Origin of the sequence: Wukongibacter baidiensis (assembly GCF_050888315.1) — a bacterium.
GTDB lineage: Bacteria > Bacillota > Clostridia > Peptostreptococcales > Caminicellaceae > Wukongibacter > Wukongibacter baidiensis.
This window is the reverse complement of the sequence record NZ_CP138202.1, coordinates 3,842,248-3,868,634: the sequence shown is the minus strand read 5'-3', so window position 1 is coordinate 3,868,634 and position 26,387 is coordinate 3,842,248. Positions and strand designations below refer to the sequence as shown.

Annotated in this window: 22 protein-coding genes; 6 read left to right on the top strand and 16 right to left on the bottom strand. The window is 36.4% G+C overall.

Going from position 1 to position 26,387, the window contains the following annotated elements; genetic code table 11:
- Positions 1-2: 2 nt before the first annotated feature.
- On the bottom strand, positions 3-461 hold the full coding sequence (locus R9X47_RS17455; RefSeq protein WP_432662306.1) for an Lrp/AsnC family transcriptional regulator: 459 nt from the start codon (positions 459-461) through the stop codon (positions 3-5).
- Between the two features lie 351 nt (positions 462-812).
- On the opposite strand from R9X47_RS17455, the gene R9X47_RS17450 reads away from it, so the two are divergent.
- Positions 813-1,517 carry a lysophospholipid acyltransferase family protein gene (locus R9X47_RS17450; protein ID WP_432662305.1) on the top strand — a complete coding sequence of 235 codons (705 nt, stop codon included), beginning with the start codon at positions 813-815 and terminating at the stop codon, positions 1,515-1,517.
- A gap of 20 nt (positions 1,518-1,537) precedes the next feature.
- On the opposite strand, the gene R9X47_RS17445 is transcribed toward R9X47_RS17450, so the two are convergent.
- On the bottom strand, positions 1,538-1,720 hold the full coding sequence (locus R9X47_RS17445) for an asparagine synthase (protein ID WP_432662304.1): 183 nt from the start codon (positions 1,718-1,720) through the stop codon (positions 1,538-1,540).
- Between the two features lie 217 nt (positions 1,721-1,937).
- On the opposite strand from R9X47_RS17445, the gene R9X47_RS17440 reads away from it, so the two are divergent.
- A complete protein-coding gene (locus R9X47_RS17440) occupies positions 1,938-2,489 on the top strand; it encodes a ribonuclease H family protein (RefSeq protein ID WP_432662303.1) in 552 nt (183 codons plus the stop codon).
- 42 nt (positions 2,490-2,531) lie between these two features.
- On the opposite strand, the gene ftcD is transcribed toward R9X47_RS17440, so the two are convergent.
- The 8 genes from ftcD to R9X47_RS17400 form a co-directional block, all read right to left on the bottom strand.
- The gene (ftcD, locus tag R9X47_RS17435; protein ID WP_432662302.1) at positions 2,532-3,404 is read right to left on the bottom strand and encodes a glutamate formimidoyltransferase; all 873 of its coding nucleotides are present in this window, start codon (positions 3,402-3,404) and stop codon (positions 2,532-2,534) included.
- A 15-nt stretch (positions 3,405-3,419) separates the two neighbouring features.
- The gene (locus R9X47_RS17430) at positions 3,420-3,995 is read right to left on the bottom strand and encodes a cyclodeaminase/cyclohydrolase family protein (protein WP_432662301.1); all 576 of its coding nucleotides are present in this window, start codon (positions 3,993-3,995) and stop codon (positions 3,420-3,422) included.
- Between the two features lie 72 nt (positions 3,996-4,067).
- Entirely contained in the window at positions 4,068-5,336 is a 1,269-nt protein-coding gene (gene hutI, locus R9X47_RS17425) for an imidazolonepropionase (protein WP_432662300.1), read from the bottom strand.
- A gap of 119 nt (positions 5,337-5,455) precedes the next feature.
- Positions 5,456-6,982, bottom strand: a complete 1,527-nt coding sequence (hutH, locus tag R9X47_RS17420) for a histidine ammonia-lyase (RefSeq protein ID WP_432662299.1) — start codon at positions 6,980-6,982, stop codon at positions 5,456-5,458.
- 130 nt (positions 6,983-7,112) lie between these two features.
- Positions 7,113-8,450, bottom strand: a complete 1,338-nt coding sequence (locus R9X47_RS17415; protein ID WP_432662298.1) for a Na+/H+ antiporter family protein — start codon at positions 8,448-8,450, stop codon at positions 7,113-7,115.
- Between the two features lie 333 nt (positions 8,451-8,783).
- Positions 8,784-10,493 (bottom strand): urocanate hydratase, encoded by a 1,710-nt coding sequence (locus R9X47_RS17410; RefSeq protein WP_432662297.1) that lies wholly within the window; start codon positions 10,491-10,493, stop codon positions 8,784-8,786.
- A gap of 251 nt (positions 10,494-10,744) precedes the next feature.
- Positions 10,745-12,448 (bottom strand): sigma-54 interaction domain-containing protein, encoded by a 1,704-nt coding sequence (locus R9X47_RS17405; RefSeq protein WP_432662296.1) that lies wholly within the window; start codon positions 12,446-12,448, stop codon positions 10,745-10,747.
- Positions 12,449-12,701: 253 nt separating this feature from the next.
- On the bottom strand, positions 12,702-13,163 hold the full coding sequence (locus R9X47_RS17400; protein WP_432662295.1) for a hypothetical protein: 462 nt from the start codon (positions 13,161-13,163) through the stop codon (positions 12,702-12,704).
- Between the two features lie 469 nt (positions 13,164-13,632).
- Here R9X47_RS17400 and R9X47_RS17395 point away from each other — a divergent pair, with 469 nt between their 5' ends.
- The 3 genes from R9X47_RS17395 (at position 13,633) to R9X47_RS17385 (ending at position 17,237) form a co-directional block, all read left to right on the top strand.
- The gene (locus tag R9X47_RS17395) at positions 13,633-14,130 is read left to right on the top strand and encodes an NAD(P)H-dependent oxidoreductase subunit E (RefSeq protein WP_432662294.1); all 498 of its coding nucleotides are present in this window, start codon (positions 13,633-13,635) and stop codon (positions 14,128-14,130) included.
- A complete protein-coding gene (locus R9X47_RS17390; RefSeq protein WP_432662293.1) occupies positions 14,123-15,388 on the top strand; it encodes a complex I 51 kDa subunit family protein in 1,266 nt (421 codons plus the stop codon). Before R9X47_RS17395 ends, R9X47_RS17390 begins: the two co-directional genes overlap by 8 nt.
- A 76-nt stretch (positions 15,389-15,464) precedes the next feature.
- A complete protein-coding gene (locus R9X47_RS17385) occupies positions 15,465-17,237 on the top strand; it encodes an NADH-dependent [FeFe] hydrogenase, group A6 (RefSeq protein ID WP_432662292.1) in 1,773 nt (590 codons plus the stop codon).
- 163 nt (positions 17,238-17,400) lie between these two features.
- Here R9X47_RS17385 and R9X47_RS17380 read toward each other — a convergent pair whose 3' ends face one another.
- The 3 genes from R9X47_RS17380 to R9X47_RS17370 all read right to left on the bottom strand — a co-directional run bounded on the left by R9X47_RS17380 (position 17,401) and on the right by R9X47_RS17370 (position 20,486).
- Positions 17,401-18,816 carry an aminotransferase class I/II-fold pyridoxal phosphate-dependent enzyme gene (locus R9X47_RS17380; protein ID WP_432667649.1) on the bottom strand — a complete coding sequence of 472 codons (1,416 nt, stop codon included), beginning with the start codon at positions 18,814-18,816 and terminating at the stop codon, positions 17,401-17,403.
- A 250-nt stretch (positions 18,817-19,066) separates the two neighbouring features.
- Positions 19,067-19,636: an HDIG domain-containing metalloprotein gene (locus tag R9X47_RS17375; RefSeq protein ID WP_432662291.1), complete on the bottom strand. Its 570-nt coding sequence runs from the start codon at positions 19,634-19,636 to the stop codon at positions 19,067-19,069.
- A 175-nt stretch (positions 19,637-19,811) separates the two neighbouring features.
- On the bottom strand, positions 19,812-20,486 hold the full coding sequence (locus tag R9X47_RS17370) for a hypothetical protein (RefSeq protein WP_432662290.1): 675 nt from the start codon (positions 20,484-20,486) through the stop codon (positions 19,812-19,814).
- A 235-nt stretch (positions 20,487-20,721) separates the two neighbouring features.
- Between R9X47_RS17370 and R9X47_RS17365 the strand changes: the two genes are divergently transcribed.
- Positions 20,722-21,519, top strand: coding sequence for a MerR family transcriptional regulator (locus R9X47_RS17365; RefSeq protein WP_432662289.1), 798 nt, complete (start codon positions 20,722-20,724; stop codon positions 21,517-21,519).
- 211 nt (positions 21,520-21,730) lie between these two features.
- Here R9X47_RS17365 and R9X47_RS17360 read toward each other — a convergent pair whose 3' ends face one another.
- From R9X47_RS17360 to R9X47_RS17350, 3 genes are all read right to left on the bottom strand, one after another.
- Positions 21,731-23,386, bottom strand: a complete 1,656-nt coding sequence (locus R9X47_RS17360) for an L-lactate permease (protein WP_432662288.1) — start codon at positions 23,384-23,386, stop codon at positions 21,731-21,733.
- A gap of 364 nt (positions 23,387-23,750) precedes the next feature.
- A complete protein-coding gene (locus tag R9X47_RS17355; protein ID WP_432662287.1) occupies positions 23,751-25,145 on the bottom strand; it encodes an FAD-binding oxidoreductase in 1,395 nt (464 codons plus the stop codon).
- A gap of 12 nt (positions 25,146-25,157) precedes the next feature.
- Complete coding sequence (locus tag R9X47_RS17350; protein ID WP_432662286.1) at positions 25,158-26,378, bottom strand: FAD-binding protein; 1,221 nt, start codon at positions 26,376-26,378, stop codon at positions 25,158-25,160.
- Positions 26,379-26,387: the final 9 nt, after the last annotated feature.

Here is a 26,387-nt window from a genome sequence, read left to right as displayed (position 1 = left end):
CCCTATTTTTGTTTGGAATCGTTTTCCTCGAGACTAATTTTAATCGTTTCCTTTGCCGTAGATAATACCAGATAAGTATATGTACTTTTTGCTATGTTGTTTATCTTGTCTATTAATTGCTCTAATTTTTTTGTATTCATTGTCTTTACTTTTATTAAATAACATGTGTCTCCTGTTACCTTATGACACTCTAAAACCTCAGGTATTTCAGATAAAAACTCAGCCATTTTGTCTATTGGAAGCTCACCAATGGGAACAGATATAAATGCAGTTATATCCATGCCTACCTTATCACTATCTATTATTGCTGTATACCCTTTTATTATCCCCTCCTGTTCTAATTTTTTAATTCTTTCCTTTGTGGCGGTTGTTGAAAGTCCTATTTTTCTACCAAGTTCCGCTGTACTAATCCTTCCATTATTTTGTAACTCCGTAAGTATTAAGTAATCAAATCTATCCATGATTTCATTCCTTTCTTAATTAAATTTTATATCAAACAATCTAATTTGTCTATACTTTTTAGTCGTTTCAAGTATTACGTTAAATTTTTATAGTTATTTCAACTATAATTTTATATCTCAATAGTCGTTTTAGCCATTTCAACTTTACAGATTGTTTCCTAATATATATGTAAATTAGTTCTTTTTCATATATAGAACTAGATATTACTCATTCTTTTTTACTATTTTTTATATACTTCCTAATAACCCTAAATACAAATTGGTCATACTAATGATATAATAGTGATTGATGAATATAATTATATATCTTTTTAGTTAGAGAGGAGGGGCTGGTTTCTACCAGCTTAAATAATGAGTCTAATACTTAATGCGTTTGCTAATGTATCTAGAATATTGCCTAAGAATGCAAGAATAAGCTTAACTCGTAAGCTAATCGATAAATTTTTAGATACCTATTCTGAGATCGAAGTTATAAATAAAGAAGTGGTCGAGAGAAGAAGGGGCGTTCCAACAATATATATAGGAAACCATCTTAGTAATGTAGATGGGGTAGTCTTGAACAGGTTATTAAAGGATAATGATGTAGCTTTCATGGCTGGAGTAAAATTGAGTAAGAATATGGTAACCAATTTAGTTCTTGAAACTGTAAAAACCATACACATAACCCCTAATACTGCTGATAAAAAAGCTATAAAGGAAGCAATAAAATACTTAAAAAGCGGAGGGTCTATATTTATTTTCCCCGAAGGTACTAGAAGTAGAACGAGCTCTATGATAAAGGCTAAAAAAGGCTTCATTCTATTGTCTAAAATGTCTAAGGCTCAATTTGTTCCTATAGGTCTGGAAGGTACCGAAAAGCTATTACCTATAAATAGTGATAGTATGAGTAGGGAGAACTTTAACCATTCCAAGGTTAAGGTAACTTTAGGCGAACCATTTAGTCTTCCAGAAAAAACAGAAGATAATAAATCTGGATGGACGGAACTAGCTACGGAATATTCTATGAAGAAAATTGCAGAGCTTTTAGATCCTAAGTATCGTGGTGTATATAAATAGAAAAGTAAGGGAGAAATCCCTTACTCGTTTCTATGCTGAACTATATCTATCGCTCCTAAAACTACGTGTGCTAGACCAAATCCCATTATTCCCCATGCCACTTTGTCGTTTTTACCACGGGAGTTTCTTGACATAAGGGCTCCTGTTGTGGCCACAGCAGTTCCAAGTACTGTTGGGATTAAACCTTCACGTTTTCCATTCACTGAGTGACAACCTCCTTAAATTTAAGGATTTTATAGATCTAAGGCTTCATAGCTTTTCAAAGCCTATATCTATAGTTCTACACTTGTAAAGTTTAACTTACTCAAGTTTTATCGGTGTAGAACTATATATAATTATGATGAGTAATTTACAAATAAATATCCCTGTTAAAAAAGAACAAAATAGGGTCTTTAATTTTTTACTAATTGAGGTGATTATATGAAATTTTTAAACATCTATACAGATGGTGCATGTTCTGGAAATCAAAACAAAGATAATATTGGTGGTTGGGGTGCTATTTTAGAATATGGCGAAAATAAAAAAGAGTTATTCGGTGGCGAGATAAATACTACGAATAACAAAATGGAACTTACAGCAGTTGTAAAGGCTCTTGAATCCCTTAAAAAAGATGGATTAAATATTAATATTTTTTCTGATAGCTCCTATGTGGTAGAATGCTTCACAAAAAAATGGTATGTAAAATGGCAGCAAAACGGTTGGCAAACCTCTCAAAAGAAGCCTGTTGAAAATAAGGAACTTTGGGAAAGTATATTATCACTAATAAAGAATCATAAAAACGTTAATTTTTATAGGGTTAAGGGTCATATTAATCTCAGTAATGCATCTCAAGTAAATAAATGGCTTACAAAGTTTAAGTCTTGGAATGGTGATAGCTTTACCAAGGAAGATTTTATCTACATAACAAAAATGAATATAAGGGCCGATGAGCTAGCAAATCTGGGTATTGACGAAAATAGGGGTGTCTCATAAGAAATCTTTATGAGCCAGCCCCGTTTTCACTATTTTTACATATCAATAAATCTGTTCCATAGAAAAATCATGGACCTGAAGATAGTGCTTAAGTACTTCTTCCAGTGCCATAAGGGGAACTGGTCCAATCAATTCAGCTCCTCCTACTATGACTCCATAACGAGCAGCCTCTGATCTAATAGTTTCCATAACTCTAGGAATTGGAGTTTTTTCGTAATTAACAAGGTTCATAGATACCTGAACCATTTTTTTATCTTCTAATCTAAGGGCAATTGCTCTAACATATTTATATCCTCCTTTTGCCCCCCTAATAGCCGATACAATCTTCTTTCCTATTTCTAAATCTTCCGTTCTTAGGTTTACATTAAAGGCCACTAATGGAAATCGAACTCCCGTTACAGTAGCGCCGCTTTTAGCAATAAATTCATGAGGTCCTTCATCGGGTTTCCATTCTGGGCTCTTCATTTTTTCTTCAAGTGCTTCATACTGACCCTTCCTAATTTTTACTAAACTCTTTCTTTCCGGCTTTGTTGCGGCATCTTCATAGTAGTATACAGGTACTCCTAGTTTTCCTAGAAATCTTCCAAATCCTTTAGCAATCTCAACTGCTTCTTCGTTAGTAACATTTTTAACTGGAATAAACGGAACAACATCTACAGCTCCCATTCTTGGATGACTTCCCTCATGTCTCGTCATATCTATTAGTTCAATAGCCTTTGCAGCAAGTCTCTTTGTAGATTCAAGTACAACCTCTGGTTCTCCTATATATGTAAAAACAGTTCTGTTGTGGTCTCTATCAGAATCAAGGTCAATGAGTCTCACATCTTCTTTTTCTAAAAGAGCTTCTTTTACTTTATTAACAGTACCTAGGCATCTCCCTTCACTGATGTTAACCTCAGCTAGTAGACTCTTCATTTTTCTATGCCCCCCTTAATACCTATTCATATCATCAACATGGCTTTGAAATTCAGATTTTTTTTCTTGATCTTTAATAAGTGGGAGATTTGCTTCAACATTTAATATACAGCCTTTGATTCCTGCATTTGCCAGCATAATTGCTTCTGCTAAATCTGAACTTGCATTAGGATTTGACCGCTCCTTAAGCATCATCCCTAATTCATATATTCTTTTACACATAAATCCATTATTCTTTGGAACTGTTGCAGCAGCTATTCCTCCATTTTGTATTGCTATAGAGCGACGCTTTTTTTCTTCGTCGGTTGATTTTGGAAGACCATATGCATCCTTTATCATAGAAAAAGCTTTTTCATCCTCTTGAGCTCCTAAGAGTAATTCTTTGGCTAACTTGTCCGCCTCTTCAGATATCGCCTTATACTCATCTACCGTAAGTCCATACGCCTTCTTTAATGATAGTTTGGCAACCATTGATATCATCCCAGCTGCCATGGCACCTGCCAAAGCAGATGCTGCTCCTCCTCCCACTGTAAAATTGTCTGAGTCAATGACTTTTTTCATCATTTCTGTTCCCGACATATCTATATTCACTCCCCTTAAACCATCTGATATTTTAATATGTATAAATTTGACTCCACTGAGAACTCTCTATACGCTCTAGATTTACATGTAAGGGTTTCTATGTGTATTATCTATCACAAGCTTTCCTCTTTTTATTACTTTCTCCACAAGGTTTGAGCCAAGTCTATAAATTGCATCTTCATAGGTAGAAGCATTCCAAATCTGAATATCAGCTAACTTTCCTACTTCTAATGAACCTCTATCTTCCTGTAGGTTAAGTGCCATGGCCCCACCAATCGTAGCTGCTCTAAGGGCCTCGGCAGGAGTCATTCCATGCTGTCTACATGCGAGCATCATGACAAATTGCAAGGATACATTCCAGCATCCTGGGCAGCAATTTGTAGCAAGGGCTAGTGTCATACCCTCTTCAAGCATTGGTCTGGGATCAAAGGGCTTTGGGTGCTTTACTGCAAAATCTATAGCCGGCAATAGCACTCCTGGAACCTTCGCCTCTGCTAATTTACTCATTACTGACCTAGGTGTATAGTTGAGGTGATCTGCCGATACCATTTTCATATCTACAGCCAGATCTGATCCTCCTATGTAGGAATAAGCATCTGTGTGAATTTTAGGTTCTAGCCCGGCTTCCCTTGCAGCAAGTAATATTTTTTCACATTCTCTTGCAGTGTAATGTCCCTCATCACACCAAATGTCACAAAACTGTGCCAAGTCTAGCTCTGCAACCCATGGAATCATTTCCAGTAATAACATTTCAATATATTTGTCCTTTGGAATATCCTCAGGCCATCCATGAGCACCTAGAAAAGTGGATACAATGTCTATGGGCAGGTTGCCATTTAGTTTTTGATTTATCTTTAGCATTTTTATTTCTGATGATGTTGTTAGACCATATCCACTCTTACTTTCTACTGTAGTCGTTCCAGCTTCAAGCATTTGCCTTAGCCTACTGGCAGCATCATCAAATAATAATTGTGCCTCAGCATCCCTAGTCATATCTACAGTTGCCATAATCCCTGTCTTTATTCCCATCTTCTTTAGAGTTCCTAGATCATCGGTAGTCATACGAGCTGCATATTCCTTTACACGGGACCCTCCAAATACAAGATGGGTATGGCAATCTATAAATCCTGGTAAAACAATTTTTTCACTTCCATCTATGATACAACCATCATCATAATCTATGATATTTTCAACTTCTTCCTTTGTCCCAACAGCTACAACCTTTTCCTCTGATATAGCTATCCAACCATTATTGATCTTTCCAATTAAGTCCTCTCCATTTTCTTTACAAGTTATAAGCTGCTTACAATTGGATATTACTAAATCTGCTTTTATCTTTTTATTGTCCAATCCCCATCACTCCCCGCTTTGGCAAATAATTAACCGATGCAATTATATACCGAATAGAAAAAACCTGTTCTCCTCAAACAAGTCCTTTCAATAGAAATTGCAATAAATCATATATTTTATTAATTCAATTCCCCAATTTTTTCTTCCACTGCCTTTACAATTTCGTGGCTGGCTACTAAGTCAAAACATTTCTTCATATCCCTATAGAAGACCCTATCATTTTTAACAGGTTCTACATATTCTCTCACCTTATCATAGGCTGCTTTTGTGCCTTCAGCCAGATTCTCTTTTGCTCCAAACTCTATTGCTTGGGATGCTGTCATAAGCTCTATACCTAGTACATTCATAACGTTATTCAATATTTCTCTCGATTGTCTAGCAGAAATAGATCCCATGCTTACATGGTCCTCCTGATTAGCTGAGGTTGGAATAGAATCCACACAGGCTGGATGTGCTAATACTTTGTTCTCAGATACAAGAGCCGCTGCAACGTATTGTGGAATCATAAATCCTGTGTTCAGGCCTCCATCTTCAACCAAAAAAGCAGGTAGTCCACTTAAGGTTGGATTTACAAGTCTTTCAATTCTTCTCTCACATACATTTGCTAACTCGGCAACTGCAATTCCTAGGAAATCAAATATCAATGCCATCGGCTGTCCATGGAAATTTCCTCCTGAAATTACATCTTTACTCCCAGCAAAAATTAAAGGATTATCAGTTGCGGCATTTAGCTCTATACTCACTTTTCTGATTATATAATCAATGGCATCTCTACTTGCTCCATGGATTTGAGGTATGCATCTTAGAGTATAGGCATCCTGTACCCTTATTTCTCCTTGCCTGCTTGTAGATTTACTTTCCTTTAGCAGCTTTAGCATGTTTTGAGCACATTCAATCTGACCTTCGTGGGGTCTTGCCTCATGTATTCTTGGATCATATGCATCTATAATCCCATTCAAAGCTTCTATGGTCATGGCTGCACTAATATCTGCAAGCTTAGTAATCATTTTAGCATCATATGCGGCCAATGCTCCAACTGCGGTCAATACACAAGTCCCATTAATTAGAGCCAATCCCTCTTTAGACACTAACTCTACGGTCTCAATGTCAGCTTTTCTCATGACCTCCGCACCAGGCATCATTTCTCCCTTATAGTAGGCCTCTCCTTCTCCTAGCATGACTAAAACCATATGGGCTAACGGGCATAGATCGCCACTTGCACCAACGGAACCTTTTTCAGGAATAATTGGATGTACTCCCTTATTCAACATCTCTATCAATACATTTAAGGTACTGAGCCTAATACCGGAAAAGCCCTTTGCTAAAGCATTTATTCTAAGCAGCATTGATGCCCTTACGACTTCTTCAGGATATGGGTTTCCAACACCACAGCAATCACTTACGATTAAATTTCTTTGCAAGGTCTTTGTATCTTCCTTTGAGATTAGAACATTGCTGAAGAGTCCAAATCCCGTTGTGATTCCATAGATAACCTTTCCTTCATCAACGAACTCATCGATTATAGCTCTAGATTTTTCTATCTTTTCTATGGCTTCTTCAGTAAGTTCAATTCTATAGTTTTCCCTGGATACCCTTATGAGGTCCTCTAAAGTTAAGCTATTTCCATCAATCCCTATTGTTTGCATAGACTCTCCCCCTTGAAATAACGTTTTCTAACCCGTATTTAAATATGTAATGAGGTTCATATATTAGAAGCTTTGCTATATGAACCCCTCTTACATATGGAATTTAATTCAGTAAATTATATCCTTAGCTCTAGAAAATCATTGCACCTATAATACCAAATACTACAAGTGGTACATTGTAGCACAAGAAGGTCGGTACACATGTATCCCAAATGTGATCATGTTGTCCATCGGCATTTAAACCTGCAGTAGGTCCTAAGGTTGTATCGGAAGCCGGTGAACCAGCATCTCCTAATGCAGCAGCAACAGCTATTAGAAGAATTGTAGCCTTTGGGCTAAATCCTATAGCCAATGCTAGAGGAACATAGATTGCTGCTATAATAGGCACTGTTCCAAAGGATGTTCCTATTCCCATTGTTATAATGAGACCTAATAGAATCATAACAGTGGCTGCAATAAACTTGCTTCCAGCCATTATGTTTGCCGCTGCATCTACAAGGGATTGTATACCACCGGTTTCTCTCATAACCGCAGCATATCCTGATGCAACAAGCATAACAAAGGCTATAAAGCCCATCAGCTTGATTCCATCCTTCATAAGCTCTACCATATCATTGACTTTAATAGCGCGGAAAATCAACATAATCATGATACCTGCTAATGCTCCAAGGGGCATTGAACCAAATTTTAATTGAACTGCTAATGCCGCTATACCCGCTATCAATGTAGCATAATGTTTTTTTGTTACTACTATCTCTTCCGATGTAGTTGCTACTTCAGATTCGGCGCTGTCAATAATCTGATACTCTCTAGGCTTTCTATATACAAATAGTGCGATAATAAACCCTACAAGCATGGCAAGACCTGCTACCCAATTAGCTCTCCAAACCATACCAGTTGTTATCTCCATTCCGCTTAGTCCCATTTGATCTCTAATAATGTTATGATATATTAATCCATATCCAACAGGTAAGGTTATATAGGGTGCCTTTAATCCAAAGGCTAAGGCCGAAGCCGCTGCTCTTCTATCCATCCTCATTTTACTCATAAGAGGTAAAAGTGGTGGGATAAGGATTGGAATAAAGGCGATATGAACGGGTATAACAGTTCCCGATAGGCATGCTACAAATGCTATGACAATCAATAGTACTATACCTTTGCCCTTAATCATTTTAGAAATCTTCATTGTCAATATGTCTGCAGCCCCAGTCTTGGCAATTGCTGCAGCCAATGATCCTAGTAGTATATAACTCAAAGCAGTCTCTGCATTTCCTCCCATTCCACCTACCAGTACTCCCATGGTGTCTCCAATAGGTAGTCCGGCTGTAAATCCTCCTACAATTGCTGCAACTAACAGAGAAATAATCACATCTACCTTTAATAAACATAAAACCGTCATTACAATAACCGACAACACAACAGGATTTGTTAATATCATAAATAACCCTGGTTTGAAAACTATACCCATAATAAAGTCCTGTAAAGTCAGTTAGTTTATTTATATTTGATCCCTAGCAGCATTCTCTTGTTTAAGTCTGCAAACCAGGATATCCACCTCCTTACAATTTGTTTTTTTGCACATAACAAACTACTATATCTGATCATTTTATCTAATTAAGTTTGGGATTGCTTTTTATTAGGTGGCCACCTATAATGTGAATTCACAATAAATAGTCTTTAAACTTAGAGTTTGATCTATAGGATTTGATAAGTAATCAGTGCAGTATTTATGATCCTTTATATTCAAACACCAAAATCTCTGCTCAAAGAAACTAGCTAAACAAGTTACTTTTACATATCTCTAACGAGGCGCTTTCCCATCGGGCCCAAAGGTTGCCGTTGGCGTCCACCATAGTGGAATCTTGATGCTCTCATCGGTTAATTTCCCCTTACCATTAGCAACATCTCTTGCAGTTTCGTATCCTGCTTGGGCGTGTCTTACTACTCCTATTCCTGAATCTACTGTCATAGCTGCCTCTAGTCTAACTTCTGCTATCTCAGTTCCATCGGCTATCATCGTTACTCCTGTATGTACTGCCTCACCCATTGAATAGTTAGCTTGGATCGCTATAAGGTCGCACATTCCTGCACAGTTTAGTAGAGCATTTAGATATGGCCAATCGGAGATTAAATCTCCTCCATCCTTCATGTTCTCTGACTCAAATGTTGGATTTACTATTGATCCTGAATCTAGGTTATCCCTTGAAAAGGCTACCGGACCCTTCAATTCACCCTTCTTGATTAATTCGTTTACTGCAAGAGCAAATCTCTTTCTTTGCCCGAATCCCATGTAGCAAATCCTTGCTGGTAATCCTTCTATAGGAAGATTCTTACGTGCTAGATTTATCCATCGCTCTACTAGTGGATCACCTTTACAGATTTCTAGGGCTAGGTCATCTGTCTTTCTTAAATCCTCTGGTTCTCCTGATATACAAGTCCATCTGAATGGTCCACGTCCTTCACAAAATAGAGGTCTTATATATTCCGCCACGAATCCCGGTATTTGCATCGCTTCATCCTTAGGCATTCCTGCATCCATACACTCTTTTCTTATGCTTGTTCCGTATTCAAATACCTCCGCACCCCTTTTAGAAAGCTCTATCATGGCTGCCAATTGTCTCTTCATGGTTTCCCTTGCATCTTTTAGGTATGCATTACGATCTCTTACACGGTACTCATCGGCTTCTTCTCCAGTGTATCCCGATGGTATGTATGAAATCGGATCATGGCATGGGCACATTTCGCTTACGATATCCGGTAAGAAGCCTTTCTCTAATGCTTCTTCATATACGTCGGCTGCATTTCCTACCACAGCAACAGAGGTAGGCTCATTCTTTGCTACTGCTTCCTGGGCTATTTCAATTGCTTCATCCAGTGAATATACCATCTGATCTAGATAGTTCTTTTCTATACGTCTTTTGATAATTCTCTCATCGGCATCTACTATTATGGCAACTCCTCCGTGCATCTTCATTGCCCAGCTTTGGTTTCCACCCATTCCTCCTGCTCCAGCAGTCAGATAGATCTTACCTGCAAGGTCATTATTAAATCTCTTTAATGCTATTGCAGATAATGTTTCAAATGTTCCTTCAATAACACCCTGTGTTCCTATATATTCCCATGGAGCTGCTGTATATTGGGCAAACATTGTAAGGTTTTTGTCTTGTAAGTCATAGAAGGTTTCCCAGTCTGCCTTCATTATATTCGTTGTTGCCATTACTACCGTTGGAGCTAACTTATGGGTTTTAAAGATCGCTACTGGCATTCCCGATTGTACTACCAATGTCTCATCATCCTCTAATTCCTTTAGGGACTTTACTATAGCATGGTATGACTCCCAGTTTCTTGCACATTTTCCGTTACCACCATAGATTACAAGTAGCTCTGGTATCTCAGCATTTTCCATGTTGTTCTCAAGCATTCTAAGTATTGTTTCTTGCTTCCAGCCCTTACATCTTAGAGTATCTCCTCTTTGTGCTTTTACCTCATAAAGTATTTCTGGCTTTGACATATATTTCTCCCCCTTTAATATTAAAATTGAACTTATCTATATCATTAGCAAGGGGGATGCCAAGTTCATTCTTAATTTTCTATGCATGCTGGAAATATGTTGAATCCTTAGCTAGGTAACTTTTATAAGCAAATCTTTCTATTGAATATTTTCTTTGTGAATCGTATAGATTTTATACATAGGCCTTAAAGCTTCTGACTTTGATAGAAGTGAAATTTTCTACAGGTGTATAGTTTTTATACAGGTCCCATTCAATTTATATCTAATTTTTTCATACGATATAATAGGCTCTGGCGAATAATTCCCAAATCCCTTGATGTTTTGCTTATATTCCATTCATTCTTATCTAAGCTTTCAATGATAATTCTCTTTTCTATATCTCTAAGAGTTTCGGGCAAGGAGCTTTCTTTTTTTCGAATTATTCTCGATGCATTTTCACCTATAATTGTAGTCTTTATGTAATGTGGAAGATGTTCAATTCTTAATTTCTTTTCTCTTTCGCCTACTCTAATCATGAGATTTTCAATAGCATTTTCTAATTCTCTTACATTTCCCGGCCAGCTATAGGATAACATCACATCATTTAATTCCCTCGAAAAACCTTCGACTCTTTTGCTAAGAATTGTGTTAAATTTATCGATAAAATAACTACTTAAGCTCAATATATCTCGAGCTCTTTCCCTGAGTGGCGGAATATATAAGCAAAAGCTAGCAATACGAAAGAATAGGTCCTGTCTTAGCTTACCCTGTTTAATGATCTCCTGGGGATCTTCATTAACTGCACAAATAACTCTACAGTATATCGGCTCAGTAGCTAGTCCCCCTACACGTCTTACCCTTCTTTCCTGTAAGACTCTGAGTAATTTTGTCTGCATGGTTATAGGCATAGAGTTCAATTCATCTAAAAACAGTGTTCCCCTTTTAGCTTCTTTAAATAGACCCACTTGATCTACAGCTCCGGTATATGATCCCTTTGTTGTGCCGAAAAGAATACTTTCAAGAAGATTTTCTGGAATTGCTGCACAATTAATAGCAACAAAGGGTTCTTCGCTATTCTTTCCAAGGTTATGGATGCTTTGGGCAAAGACTTCCTTTCCCGTACCTGTTTCTCCAACAATTAACAAGTTGCTTTCTAATAATGCAATGGTTTGAGCCTCCTTTATTACTCTCTGCATCTGCTGACTATCACCTACAATATCTGCAAATCCATAGGTTGTCCCATTATTTTTCTCGGGCTCCTTTGACTTAGCTTTGCTAAGCAATTTACGTTTTAACTCAATTGTTTCCGATAGTAGGGACTTTAACATCGTTTCATTCTCACTAACTGAGTATACCGCTATTATTTCTCCATCCTTTTCAATTGGATATGTACTATAAGATAGGTATTTGGGAACTCCATCGGAATAAGCGTGGGCTTTGTATTTATTTACAATAGGGATTCCCGTTTTATACACTTTTTGATGCTCAGACATCTCTACAGCTTTATAGTTGTAGGCCTCCCATAGATATTTTCCTACTATTTTTTCAGCCGATAAATCTTCAAGTTTTTCCTGAGCTTCATTGTATAAAATAATCCTTCCCTCAGAATCACTCATGATAACTCCATCGTTAATGGATTCTAGTATTTTTTTTAGACAATATAGCATTGTTTTCTCATTGGTGAAATCTTCTAAATCCTCTATAAGCACAAAGAAGTATTTGTTATCTGCTATATACATTTCTCTTGCCTTCATACTGTATTTTTTTCCATAGGGCGTTTTTACAATTTTGTTTTTGTTCATAATCTCACTTAGTGTTATCGAAAATAGATCATTAAGCTTATGCTGCATAATCTTCCTTTGGTTGTATATTTTCTCAGCACTTTTACTAGTCCATATAACCTCTTCGTTCTCATCTAGAATTACAATCCGGCTAATATACTCTGTTAAAAATTCACCTATACTTTGTATTGTCATAAATCTATCCCCCTTTTCTTAATAAATATTCAAGCAAATCTAATATTATATATTTTAATCCATATTAATTTTTTATTGTCCAAAATCCTCTATATTTTTTATAGAATATTCAAAAAATAAAGTGCCTCAGAATAAGAAATTTCTGTATTACCTGGAATTCCTCTATTCTGAGACACAATGTAGCTAACTTTATGAGTATGAGATGGCTTTATTAAATAGCCTCACCCCATAAATATAGAATTTATTTTAAAGCCTACCTAAATTCATTTTTTCCATCGTTTATACTACTTGCCAGTTTATAAAGCCCCCCATGCTTAACTTCGCCAAAGGATAATGTAAATGTGATACCTATTCCCTCTTCTAAATTCGCCCCATATACATCATAGGCCCCATGAAAATCACTTAAACTATATCTACTTTCTATAAATTCTCTAATATTATCTACTAAGGCGTCACTTATGTATTCTGCCTGTTCAAACAATATTGCCTCCTGTTCTTCATCTGAAGAATAGTCCATCTCCTCTACTTCATTTCTTAATAACTCTCCTACATAATCACTGGTGAGACTTACATCAAAACACATAACACCTTCTCCAACAGTATTACTTATATTTCTTACCTCACCAACGCCATCAAAGCTTTCTATAATATTTCTTATGTCCTCACTCTCAACCTCAACATATTTGTCTTGTGAATATATTGTCAGTTTTTCCATAAAAACTCCTCCATTTTGAAATTTTTATAAAAAATTGATATTTTTTTAATTATTTTCACGGGAAATTTCATTTTTCTAGCATCTTATAAAATTGCATTTTTTTGGAATATGTTTTGCACAACTTGCATTTTTCGCAATATTCATAATTTACTGATATATTTTAGAAGCTTCTTAGGTAAAACAATAAATAGGTTTTACAGGAATAGCCTTTCTATCTTTTTAAGCTACAATTTAATATTATGATTGTCAGTATGATTTATAATTATTCTTTTTTGCATATGAAATAGATAGAAGAACGCTTTAGGATTGGCTAAATTACAATTTTATGGCATATGACTTTCGATGTTATTTTTTTGACTATTCTTTATATTTTGTATTTTTTTTATTATTATATAATTATAAATATTCTTTATAGTCATAAAATTATTTGTTACACTATCATGTTTCTAGAAAGGAGAGGCTTAAGTACATGGAAAAAACAATAGTGAATAGAAGTTTGTTAAACCGGATTGACGACATAATTAAGAAGTACGATTTTGACAAACATAATTTACTAACTATCCTTCAAGAATCCCAATCATTAATCCCAAACCATTACATTCCAGAGGTTGTAGCTAAGCACATCGGTTTAGAACTCGGAGTTCCTATCAGTAAGGTATATGATGTTATGACTTTCTTCTCAGCTCTTAATGACAGACCTAAAGGCACACATGTAATTCAGCTCTGTAAAAGTTCGGTATGTAGGTTAAATAAATATCAAACAGTCAGAGATATTCTTGAAAGGGAACTCGGCATAGAAATGGGTGGAACAACTAAAGATGGATCCTTTACTTTAGAGTATAGTGCTTGCTTTGGAGCTTGTGATGTATCACCTGCCTTTAGAATTGATGAGAAGGTCTATGGAAACTTAACGGAAGCTAAAATAATTGAAATAATTAATGATTACAGGGAGGTTAATCATGGATAGAACCGTTAATATTATTTCAAAAAACTTTAAAAAGTACGATATTGAATCAATTGATGAGTATATTAGTCTTGGAGGCTTTGATGCTCTTAAGAAAGCCTTTGATCTAGGTCCCGGAGGTATTATTGAAGAATTAAAGCTAAGTGGTCTTAAGGGCAGGGGTGGTGCTGCATATCCTACAGGTAAGAAGTGGGAGCAGGCTGCTAGAGTTACTGGTGATAGAAAGGTTATTATTTGTAATGCAGATGAGGGTGAACCTGCAACCTTTAAGGATAGATATTTACTTCAATACGATCCCTATAAGGTTATTGAGGGTATGACAATAGCGGCTATTACCTTTAATGCAAAGGAAGGATATATATATATCAGGGAAGAGTATAGATATCTCCACGATAAGTTTAGAAAAGCTGTAGAGCTTGCAAAGGAAAATGGCTTCCTAGGAGAAAATATTCTAAATACTGGGTTTAACTTTGACATAACTGTTTTCTCTGGTGCTGGTGCCTATGTTTGTGGTGAAAGTACTGCACTAATTGAATCTATGGAAGGTAAAAGTGGAAGACCTAGACTTAAACTTAATAGAACAAGTGAAAAGGGTCTCTATCAGCTACCTACTCTAGCAAACAACGTTGAAACCTTGGCTGCAGTAACCTCCATATTATACTCTGGTGGAGAGGAATATGCTAAGTACGGAACACCAGAAAGTAAAGGAACAAAGCTAATAAGTTTATGTGGAAATATTAATAAGCCCGGCGCCTATGAAGTACCCTTTGGAGTTACTTTAAGAGAAATCATTTATGACATCGGCGGTGGTATAAAGGACGGTAAGACTCTTAAGTTCCTTCAGCTTGGAGGAGCCTCAGGCGCAATAGTTCCAGCAAGCCTTCTTGACTTAAAATATTGCTATGAAGAATTAAAGGATAACGGAATAGATATAGGCTCAGGAGCTATACTTGTAGCCGACGAAACAAATAGAGTAGTAGATTTCTTAAAATCAGTTCAAGATTTCTTCCTGCACGAAAGCTGCGGTAAATGTACTCCTTGTAGAGAGGGAAATAGACAGATAACTAAGGTTCTTAACAGATTTGTTTCTGGGGATGCAAGTGTAGAGGATTTGCAAACCATAGAAAAATTCTCCAATGTAATGAAATATGCATCCTTCTGTGGATTAGGTAAAACTGCTCCAACAGCACTGCTCTCGGCTATAGAGCATTTTCCAATAGAATTTTATCAGCAAATCCATAAGGTAAGGAAGACGAGTTAAATTTCCCTTTAACTTTTCCCCTAAGCAGAGTGGTTTCTAGCTTAGGAAAACGTTTTTTTATTTAAGGAGGATAACTATGAAAAATTGTACGGTTATAATAGATAATAAGACAGTGACTGTACCGGAGGGTACTACTATATTGGAAGCCGCAAAAGAAGTTAGTGTGAATATTCCTACCCTTTGTAACCATCCCGATCAAAAGGTTAAGGCAAACTGTAGAATATGTCTAGTACAGGTTGCTCCTGAAAAACTTGTAACTGCATGTTCAACCTCTGTTTGGGATGGAATGAAGGTAACTACCCATTCAAAATTGGTTAGGGATACTCAAAGAGGAGTTCTAGAGCTAATTCTAGCCAATCATCCTCAGGATTGTCTAAAGTGTATTAGAAACGGTAACTGCGATCTTCAAAGTCTTTGTGAAATGTTCCATATATCAAAGAGTAACTTAGAGGATGAGATAGATTCCTTAGAAGTTGACGAATCAAGCCCAGCCATTGTAAGGGATCATAGAAAGTGTATTAAGTGCAACAGATGTATTGAGGTCTGTCAGGAGGTTCAAGGTGTTGGAGTGTTAAGTCATGCCCATAGATCAGTAGATTATTGTATAACACCAGCCTTTGAAAAGAAACTAATGAATACTCTATGCGTATTCTGCGGTCAATGTACCTCTGTCTGTCCAGTAGGTGCTCTATACGAAAAGGATGATACTGAAAAGGTTTGGAATGCCCTTTACGATGAGAATCTACATGTTATTGTTCAGATTGCACCGGCTGTTAGGGTAAGTATTGGGGAAGAATTTGGTTTTAAGCCCGGTACTAAGGTAACTGGAAAGGTTGTTGCTTCTCTAAGAAGACTAGGCTTTGACAAGGTCTTTGATACTGACTTCACTGCGGATCTTACTATTATAGAAGAGGGTAATGAGTTAATCCATAGAATAAAGAATAATGGAACTCTTCCAATGATTACTTCATGTAGTCCTGGATGGATCAACTATATTGAGGGCTTTGATCCTAATTTACTTGATCATTTATCTAGTTGTAAATCTCCTCAGCAGATGTTTGGGGCACTATCAAAAACTTATTATGCTGAGAAGATGGATATTGATCCGTCACAGATTTATACTGTATCCATAATGCCATGTACGGCTAAGAAGTATGAAGCGGAAAGAAAGGAAATGTCCTCCTACGGATATAAGGATGTAGATGCAGTCCTCACCACAAGGGAACTTGCAAGAATGGTTAAATCAGCTAGTATTGATTTTGCAAATATTGATGATGAAGATTTTGATGCTCCATTTGGAATAACTACTGGTGCTGGAGTTATATTTGGTGCTACAGGTGGAGTTATGGAAGCAGCCCTTAGAACTGTTTATGAGGTTGTAACAGGTAATGAGCTAGAAAAACTGGACTTCAAAGAGGTTAGAGGCCTTGAAGGTATAAAGGAATCCACTGTAGATCTAGATGGAACCCCTGTAAAAGTTGCAGTAGCCCATGGTCTTAACAACGCTAGAAAGATATTAGACTTGATTGAAGAAGGTAAGTGCGACTATACCTTTGTTGAAGTAATGTGCTGTCCTGGTGGATGTATTGGCGGTGGCGGCCAGCCAATAGGCACAGATATGAAGGTTAGAAAAGAAAGAATTAAAGGTATTTATGATATAGATGAAAATATGAAGCTCAGAAAATCCCATGAAAATCCAGCTATAACAAAGTTATATGAAGAATTCTTAGGTGAACCACTAGGGAAAATATCCCACAAAATCCTTCATACCCATTATAGTCCACGTAATGAAAGTGTGGATCTAGGGCATTTACGAAAGGTTGATGAGGTAGCAGCTACAGAGCAATAAATTGGAGCGTCTCACAATGGCGAATTTCTGCGTTATTTAAAATTTCATCGACTTGGCACGTACACCAGTACTAGCCAAACCGATGAAATTTCAAAACCTTGAACTTCACTCATTCTGAAGCGCTCCGGGGCTGAACTCATGAGAAGCCTTCATGAGTCAACCCCTATACTCCTAACACCTTTATATACTCAACATATGCATCTTCTGTCCCCTGAAGCAAGCTGTGTTGCTCTTTTAATCGATTTACATATTCAATCATTTCCTGCGTTATGCGCTCACCGGGTGTGACAACTGGAATTCCTGGAGGATAGGCCATAATCGACTCTCCGCTAACTTGACCCTCAGCTTCGCCAAGTTTTACTTTTTTCTTTCTACTGTAATAGGCATCTCTAGGGGAAACTATTACCTCTGGGTTCTTTAAAATCCCTCTTTTGCCTTTAATTTCCCTATCAGTTTTATATTTTTCTGCTATGTCCTTTAGCGCATTTACTAATGCCGTAAGTGACTCTTCGGTATCTCCTAAGCTTACAATGGATAGCACATTGTACATGTCTCCCAGCTCAGTCTGGATGTTATAATCATCCCTTAGGATATCATAGACCTCAAATCCAGTTAATCCTAGCTTTCTTACGTTTACTCCAAGCTTAGTTTCATCGAAATTAAAGACTCCTGGAGTTCCTATAAGCTCTTTTCCAAAGGCATATAATCCAGGTATCTTATTTATCTCGTCTCTTGCCCACCTAGATAGGCTTAATGTTTTCTCAAGCATTTCATCCCCTATAGTAGCAAGCTGTTTTCTCGCGAGGTCAATACTCGCCATAAGCAAGTATGATGCACTTGTTGTCTGGGTAAGATTAAGGGTGGTCTTTACTGTCTTTTCATCAACAAAACCTTCATTTAACAGAAGTAGAGAACTTTGTGTGAGTGAGCCTCCCGTCTTATGTGTACTAACAGCACACATATCTACTCCAACATCCATGGCCTCTATTGGTAGCTCTTCATGAAATCTCATATGGGCACCATGGGCTTCGTCCACAAGTACAGCCATACCATTTTCATGGGCAATACGTACAATCGATTTTAAATCCGAGGTTGCTCCATAATATGTTGGATTAATTAGAAATATTGCTTTAGCATCAGGATGTTCTGCTATTGCCATTTTTACCTCATCTAGACTTACACCCATGGCAATACCTAAATCTTCATTTACCTCTGGCTGAATATATACTGGAACAGCACCACTTAGTATTAAACCTGTAGTCGCAGATTTATGGGCATTACGAGGAAGAATTATCTTATCCCCAGGACTACAGAGACTCATAATCATTGTTTGTACTCCTGAAGTTGTTCCATTCACAAGGAAAAATGCATGCTTAGCTCCATAGGCCCTAGCAGCAAGCTCTTCAGCCTCCTTTATTACTCCTATAGGGTTACATATATTATCAAGACATTTCATGGCATTAACATCTAACTCTAGCATTGCATTACCAAAGTAGTCGGTCATCTCCTTAATTCCTATCCCATGTTTATGACCTGGAACATCAAAGGGAACAACATCTTTTTTATGGTATTCCTTCATTGCTTCAAATAAGGGTGCTCGATTTTGATTTAACAGTATAATTTCAATCACATCCTTCTTTATTAAGGTTAAATATAGACTTACACAAATATATTCTATGCAAAATAATTTTAAAAATTTTTTTTACTAGCTATATTAAAATATATTTTTGCCTAAAATGCAATATGAAATTATTGTATTTTGATTATTTGTTTTTTATAAAAATACGGGGTGTACTCATAAGATTCCTTCATGAGACACCCCCTTCTATCTATTCTATTAAGCTCAGTCCCTGTTCTTGTAACTCAGCTTCTCTTTGTACCAAAGCATCTATAACCGTCTGGATATGCTCTGTAAGATCTACTCCCATCTCATCGGCACCTTTTTTGATTTGATCTCTATTTACAGCCTTTGCAAAAGCCTTATCCTTAAGCTTTTTCTTAACGGATTTTACCTTCAGTCCCTCAAACCTATTTGGTCTTACAAGTACACAGGCTATAACAAAACCTGAAAGCTCATCTACAGCATATAGAGTTTTTGCCATCATAGTTTCTCTAGGTGTATTTGTATGATCTCCGTGCCCCTTTACGGCCATTACAAAGTCCTCTGGGTAGCCCTTTTCTCTTAGTATTTCTATTCCTACTAGTGGGTGCTCTTCAGGGTGCTTTTCAAAGTCAATATCGTGTAAAAGACCACAGGATGCCCAGGTTTCTACATCTTCACCAAACTTCTTAGCATAGCCTATCATTGAAGCTTCAACAGCTAGGCAGTGTTTTATCAAACTGTGGGAATCCACATATTCCTTAAGAAGTTCAAATGCTTCTTTTCTCTTTATTTCCATTCTCCCCAACTCCTTTTAATACTGATTCTCTCTAGAGTGTTGACACATTATTGTATTTTTCTACTTTATACCTAAAAATCCTTTAATAATTTTTTGAATTTATATTTTTTTATGAATTATTACTCAAAATAGAGAGATGTACAATTGTACATCTCTCTTATCTATAATTAATTCTCTATTCCATTCCCTCTAATTTTTCCTTTAATGACTCAACTCTCTCCTTAAGATTCTCAAACATGTCATCTAATATTTCATTTATAGTTTCAGTATCTTCTTCCTCAATTGCAGTCCTTAAATCTTCTCTTACTGCCTTTGCATCTTCTCTATTTTCCTCAAAGTTTTCTTTCTTTTCTTCAAGCTTCTCGTTCACTTCTTCTTTTCTTTCTTCTCTGTCGCCCTTTAATTCTTCCATATAGCTTTGAAACTCTTCTTTTGCTTCTTCTTCAGTGATTTCTCCAGACTCTACTTCTGCCTTCAACTCGTCTCTATAGCCCTTTACTTCTTCTCTATTCTCGCTTCTATTTTCTTTCCAATTTTCTACTCTCTCTTTATGGTTTTCCTGAAGTTCGCTCCTTAATTCCTTTTGCTCTTCAAGTAATGCGTTCCACTCGTCTAGATCCTCAGGTGCATATTTTTCTACTAATTCAAGTAGTTTCTCCTGTCCATTCCCTACTTTCTCACGAACATTACTTCTAAATTCTTTTATTTTGCTAATACCTGGCCTCATATTTCTTCCAGTTGAATCTCCAATTGTATCATCTGTGTTAGCAAATACCGCTGAAGGTACTAATAATGATGCTGATAGTGTAGCTACTACAAATCCCTTTACTATTTTTGAATTTTTTAACATGTTATACACTCTCCTTTAATGTTTTGTTTGCTTTCTATGGTTACATTATAGGTTTTAGTTATGGAATAAAAGTATTATAAATGTGGAAAATCTGTGAAAAATGAAATTATCTCGGATTATGTATGTATTTAGATAAGTATTTTTTAGAAAATCAAAAAACTAATTGACTTTAACGTAACGTAAAACATTATAATAGGATTAAGCTAGCTGAATTAATTGAAACGGGGGGATTATTTTGCTATCTATAGGAGAATTCTCTAAAATATGTGGTGTTACTACAAGAACCCTTCGCCACTATGCTGAAATAGGTTTAATAAAGCCTGTACATATTAATCTAGATAATAAATACAGATTCTATGATACTTCACAGCTTAAGGATATGTTATTTATCATGAGGCTTAAGGAGTATGGTTTTTCACTTGATACCATCGCAAAAATGCTTGAAGAAGATGACGATAAATTGCTTCTAAATGAGATAAAAAAACAAGTTGATGAAATGTCAGATAGAATTTCTAAGTATGAAAATCTAAAGAGTCGAATGCTTTACGATCTGGAAAAATTAGAAAAGGGGATAAATATTATGGATTATATTAATGAGATAGAAGTTAGTTTAGTAGAAATGAAGCCTGAGAAAATACTTTCTATTAGACAGAAAATGAGCTTAAAGGAATATCATAGATACTTCGGAGAGCTTTATAAACTAGTTGAAGATGATGGTTTGCAAATAAAGGGGGCTCCTATGGCGATTTACCATGATAAGGAGTTTGATCCAGAGTCAAATGATACGGAGCTTGCAGTCCCTGTTATAGGAGAAAGTGATAATACTCGTATCTTGGATGGTGGCCTATGTGCCATGGCTGTTCATAAAGGCAATTATTCTGGCTTGTCTAGTGCATATGCTAAGCTAACCCAATGGTTAGAAACTAAAGGATATAGGCTAACCTCTCCACCATTTGAAAAGTATGTCAAACATGGGGATATAAACTTTGATGAATTTGTTACAGAGGTTTACTTCCCAGTTTGTAAGGTATAATATTAAGATTAAAAGGAAAACACCCATGACCAGGCTACTATCATGGGTGTTTTCTATTTGTAATTGTGGCATACTATAGATAAGCAACTTCAAGATTAAATAAATTTTCATAGAAAAATGTAGAAACGTTTATTATTTCTATAAAAATTTATTTTAAATCTTAATGTTGCATATCAATATCTGATTTTAAATATGTTTATTTTTCTATGTTTTATAAAGGTAATGGATTAAATCCAGAGTAAATCAATATGGCAACAAAGATTGCTACGGCTATTCCATAAATAAAGGTTGGTATAGAGTTTCGTCGAATTATCTTACCCTCTGATCCCATTGCTCCAACTGTAGCACATACAGCTACTACATTATTTACGCAGATCATGTTCCCAACTGCTCCACCTATAACTTGAAGGGCAACTATTAGAACCTGAGGCATTCCTAGTATAGATGCGGTTTCAAAATGCAAGGATGAGAATAGTATATTTGAAACCGTATTTGATCCCGACATAAATGCTCCAAGTACACCTATGAATGGAGCAAAGAATGGATATGCAGACCCTGAAATCCTTGCTGCTGCCTGAGCCATTTCCGTTAACATACTTTCTACGCCTGCTCCATTTACGCCTGAGTTTAACATTAATTTGACCATAGCAATGCCGGCAAACAACGCTATAGCGGCACCAGTTATTTGTTTAAAGGATGTTTTCCATGCCGTTTTAATTTCCTTAGAACTCATTCCATGTATAAAATGTGTGCAAAGTGCTACCAGTATAAATGGAATTGTCCCTGGTAAATATGCCCACTTCAGTCCATAATTTAAACCTTCCATACCCATAACATTTTTAACAGTTATGACTTGTGAAGCAAGTAAGGATTTTAATCCTAGTGATGGAATCCTTGTTATTACTAGAATCAATGCTATTAGCGCATATGGAGTCCATGCCTTTACTAATGACATTTTTGCTGCTCCAACATCACCCATATCTACAGTTGACTTCCAATCATCTGACCATTCACTAACATCTGGGAAATCCCATTTATCCTTTGGTATTAAAAATCCTCTCTTTGCTGCTAATACAACTATTGCTAGACCTATAAATGCACCAACCAAAGAAGGTAGCTCAGGTCCAAACAATGTAGCTATTAATATATATGGTACAATAAATGCTAAGCCCGCAAATATTGCAAATGGTGCTGCTGCTAATCCTGGTTTAATAGATCTTTGCTTTCCAAAGAATTTAGTCATCATACATATCCCTAATAGAGGTATAAAAATACCTACTATTGAATGTGTAATTGCTACCCATTTTGTTAAGCTTAGTTTGAATACCTCAGCATCTGCACCGGCTGCAGCCAAGTTGCTCGATATAGTACTCATTGTACCAAATATCGGTGTTCCAACTGCACCGAAGGAAACAGATGTACTATCGTATATAAGAGCTACCATAGCCGCAGCTAATGGAGGAAAACCAAGTCCAACAAGTAATGGGCCTGCTAAAGCCGCTGGTGTACCAAACCCTGCAGCCCCCTCAATAAATGATCCAAACATCCAGCCGATTATCACAGCTTGTATTCTTCTATCCTGTGTAATCCCACTAAAACCACTATTAATTGTAGCCATAGCTCCCGACTGCTTTAATGTATTCATAAGTAAAATAGCACCAAAGATTATTATAAGTACATCAACTGCTTTTAATACTCCAAATACTGAATAGGACATTACATAATGAAAGTCCATCTTCCATATTCCAAGTGCTACACCTGCTGCCAAAACCCAGGCAACTGGTAACGCTTTTTTTGCTGACCAGTTAAATCCAACCATTAATATAATGGTTACCAATATTGGTAAAAAAGCCATAAATGCATACACAAATAACGCCTCCCAAACTTAGTTTTAAGCTCCTAACATAAAACCTCTATTATATATTTTGCTAAGTTTATAGGACATTTCGTATTGTATTATTTGAATTTTCTGTATTTTCAAAGCAAGCTTCTTGGCAATTTTTAATACTTACCATCAATTCTTTGAAGGCAACAAACTTTCTATTTTTTGTATAAGTTAATTATACTAAGAATTTTCTATAACTATATATAGTAAAATTTTGTAAAACAATAATTTAACTATTACTACATCTTTTTAATAATAACATTGCTGGTACATATAATGTATGGTCTAGATAAGGAGCGATGCGAAGCCTAACCCCTTATCTAGAGGGATACTATTAATTCATATTCTAACAAACTTTACCAGGATTTAAAATGCCCTTTGGATCAAAAGCAAGCTTTATATTCTTCAGTATACCCATTCCGTTATTACCCATGGACTCTTCTAAATAAGGTTTTTTAGCATAACCTATTCCATGCTCACCTGATACCTTTCCGCCTAGTTCATGAGCCTTTGTATACATGCAATCAAATACATCATTTAGTTTTTTATGCCAGACATCTTCAGACAGGTCATCTTTAAGTACATAGATATGAAGGTTTCCATCACCCGCATGACCAAAGCTCTTTATTCTTATGTCAAATTTTTTCTGCAAGTCATTTGAGAACTTCACAAACTCAGCTATCCTATTTCTTGGAACTACTACATCGCACTCATCCATCTCGGTTGTAGATGCCTTTATTGCCTCAAGAAATGCTCCTCTGGCAGACCAAATGGATTCCTGTCTTTCTTGTGTGTTAGATATCAACACATCTATTGCACCTGCATCTAAACAAATGTGCGCAACCTTTTCGTATACCTGTTCTATCTCTTCTTTACTGTTGCCATCAAAGGTAAGTAAAAGATATGCATCTGCTGAACTATCAGGGAACTTTTTACCTAGGAACTCCTCTGATGCAAGAATTACATCCCTAATCATGTATTCTATTGCCGTCGGTATTACCTTTGATTTAATAATTTGTGGTACCGTCTCTATTGCCATTTCTAGATTCGGAAATGGTATCAATAGACTTATTGCCTTCTTTGGTAATGGTAATAATCTCAAAATCGCCTTTGTTACAATGCCAAGAGTTCCTTCTGAACCAACAATTAGATCCTTCAAGCTATAGCCTGAACTGTTTTTAACTACTTTACCTCCAATCTCCATTATTTCGCCATTTGGCAATACTACTTCCAATCCCCTTACAAAGTCTCTAGTTACACCATATTTTACTGCCCTCATACCACCTGCATTGGTGTTAATATTTCCTCCTATGGTGGCACTCTTTTCTCCTGGATCTGGTGGGTAGAATAAATCATGATCTTCTACATACTTTGATATCTCCATCAACAGTACTCCAGGTTCAACAGTTAATGTTAGGTTCTCTTCATCAAGTTCTACAATGCTATTCATTGGACTCATATCCATCATAAGCCCTCCATGTAGGGCAACTGCTCCACCAACAAGTCCTGTACCTTGACCTCTAGGCGTAACGGGGATATTGTTCTCGAAGGCATATTTCATAACCTTTGACACTTCTTCTGTACTCTTAACCTGAATCAACACTTCTGGGTATTTATGAATTCCAGCAAGCTCATCATGACTATAATCTTCATTTATATTTTCACCTGTAAACACTCTGTCTTCTCCACAAACGGATACAAGGAAATCTAAGTCATTTTTATCGATTTTTTTAAAGTTCATATTATTCCCCCCTTAATTTGCAGTGACCGCAACTAGTTCTTCTGCACTTAGTTCTCCAGCTTTAATTTTTTCTATAAGCTGTGGAACCACTTCATAGACATCTCCTATTATTCCGTAATGGGCTACACCAAATATCGATGCCTTTTCGTCCTTATTTATTGCTACAATACATTCAGAATTATTCATTCCGGCAACAAATTGTATAGCACCAGAAACTCCGCAGGTTATTATTAGCTTTGGTTTTACCGTTCTACCACTGAGACCAATTTGTTTTCTTGGATCTGCCCATCCTGCCTCTATTAATGGTCTCGTAGTAGCTACATGGGCTCCCAGTAGATCAGCTAACTCATGGATCATCGATAAGTCATCTTCCTTCTTAATTGCTCTACCGGCAACGATAATAACCTCAGCATCCTCTATACTTTCTTCCTTTTCCTTTTTCTTTATATCTAGTACCTCAATCTTTGATGCAAGTTTTTCAGTCTCTATGCTACAATGAGTAATTTTTCCATAGGATTCTCCACTTCTCTCAGGCGCAGAGAATATTTTATATCTTACTGTTGCAAACTGTGGTCTATGGTTTGGTGTATGGATATGTGCCATTATATTTCCGCCAAAGGCAGGTCTTATTTGGTCTAAATCCGTGTTTTCCTGTACATCTAGTATTGTACAATCGGCAGTAAGTCCAGTTCTAAATCTCGCCGCTGCCCTTGGTGCCAGGGATCTTCCTATAGTAGTTCCTCCAACAAGTACGATACTAGGCATTATATTGTTGATAAAGTCCTCAAATACTGCAGTATATGGCTCTATTCTAAAGTCTTTCAACTCTTCTTCGTCATATACAAATACTTCGTCTACACCATAATGAAGTATTTCCTTTGCTCTATTCTTAATATCGTGCCCCATAAACAAAGCATATACTGGATGATTTATCTTTGCGGCAAGCTCTTTAGCTTTACCAATAAGTTCAAAGGTTACTGGGTGAATGTCACCTTCTAAATGGTCTACATAAACCGCTATCCCCTTCCATTTATCCTTATCCACACTGTGAACTGTCTCTTCAATTAACTCAAAAACTCCCTCAGGGCCTTTCTTTATACATATGTTACACATCTTACAGGCTGCATTTATTGTAAGATAGTCATTTATATATTCTATAGCCGAAAATGGACATAGCTTTATAAGTTCTTCAGGATTTGTAACCTTTTCTTGATGAATCACTATTTTTGCCATATTACCTAC

What these genes read in the sequence shown, in the direction of transcription:
- R9X47_RS17380 (WP_432667649.1), bottom strand. Translation starts at nt 18,816, where the DNA reads ATGAAGGAATACCATAAAAAAGATGTTGTTCCCTTTGATGTTCCAGGT.
- R9X47_RS17450 (WP_432662305.1), top strand. Translation starts at nt 813, where the DNA reads ATGAGTCTAATACTTAATGCGTTTGCTAATGTATCTAGAATATTGCCT.
- ftcD (WP_432662302.1), bottom strand. Translation starts at nt 3,404, where the DNA reads ATGAAGAGTCTACTAGCTGAGGTTAACATCAGTGAAGGGAGATGCCTA.
- R9X47_RS17400 (WP_432662295.1), bottom strand. Translation starts at nt 13,163, where the DNA reads ATGGAAAAACTGACAATATATTCACAAGACAAATATGTTGAGGTTGAG.
- R9X47_RS17390 (WP_432662293.1), top strand. Translation starts at nt 14,123, where the DNA reads ATGGATAGAACCGTTAATATTATTTCAAAAAACTTTAAAAAGTACGAT.
- R9X47_RS17375 (WP_432662291.1), bottom strand. Translation starts at nt 19,636, where the DNA reads ATGGAAATAAAGAGAAAAGAAGCATTTGAACTTCTTAAGGAATATGTG.
- hutH (WP_432662299.1), bottom strand. Translation starts at nt 6,982, where the DNA reads ATGCAAACAATAGGGATTGATGGAAATAGCTTAACTTTAGAGGACCTC.
- R9X47_RS17405 (WP_432662296.1), bottom strand. Translation starts at nt 12,448, where the DNA reads ATGACAATACAAAGTATAGGTGAATTTTTAACAGAGTATATTAGCCGG.
- R9X47_RS17350 (WP_432662286.1), bottom strand. Translation starts at nt 26,378, where the DNA reads ATGGCAAAAATAGTGATTCATCAAGAAAAGGTTACAAATCCTGAAGAA.
- R9X47_RS17385 (WP_432662292.1), top strand. Translation starts at nt 15,465, where the DNA reads ATGAAAAATTGTACGGTTATAATAGATAATAAGACAGTGACTGTACCG.
- R9X47_RS17415 (WP_432662298.1), bottom strand. Translation starts at nt 8,450, where the DNA reads ATGGGTATAGTTTTCAAACCAGGGTTATTTATGATATTAACAAATCCT.
- R9X47_RS17395 (WP_432662294.1), top strand. Translation starts at nt 13,633, where the DNA reads ATGGAAAAAACAATAGTGAATAGAAGTTTGTTAAACCGGATTGACGAC.
- R9X47_RS17440 (WP_432662303.1), top strand. Translation starts at nt 1,938, where the DNA reads ATGAAATTTTTAAACATCTATACAGATGGTGCATGTTCTGGAAATCAA.
- R9X47_RS17410 (WP_432662297.1), bottom strand. Translation starts at nt 10,493, where the DNA reads ATGTCAAAGCCAGAAATACTTTATGAGGTAAAAGCACAAAGAGGAGAT.
- R9X47_RS17370 (WP_432662290.1), bottom strand. Translation starts at nt 20,486, where the DNA reads ATGTTAAAAAATTCAAAAATAGTAAAGGGATTTGTAGTAGCTACACTA.
- R9X47_RS17455 (WP_432662306.1), bottom strand. Translation starts at nt 461, where the DNA reads ATGGATAGATTTGATTACTTAATACTTACGGAGTTACAAAATAATGGA.
- R9X47_RS17355 (WP_432662287.1), bottom strand. Translation starts at nt 25,145, where the DNA reads ATGAACTTTAAAAAAATCGATAAAAATGACTTAGATTTCCTTGTATCC.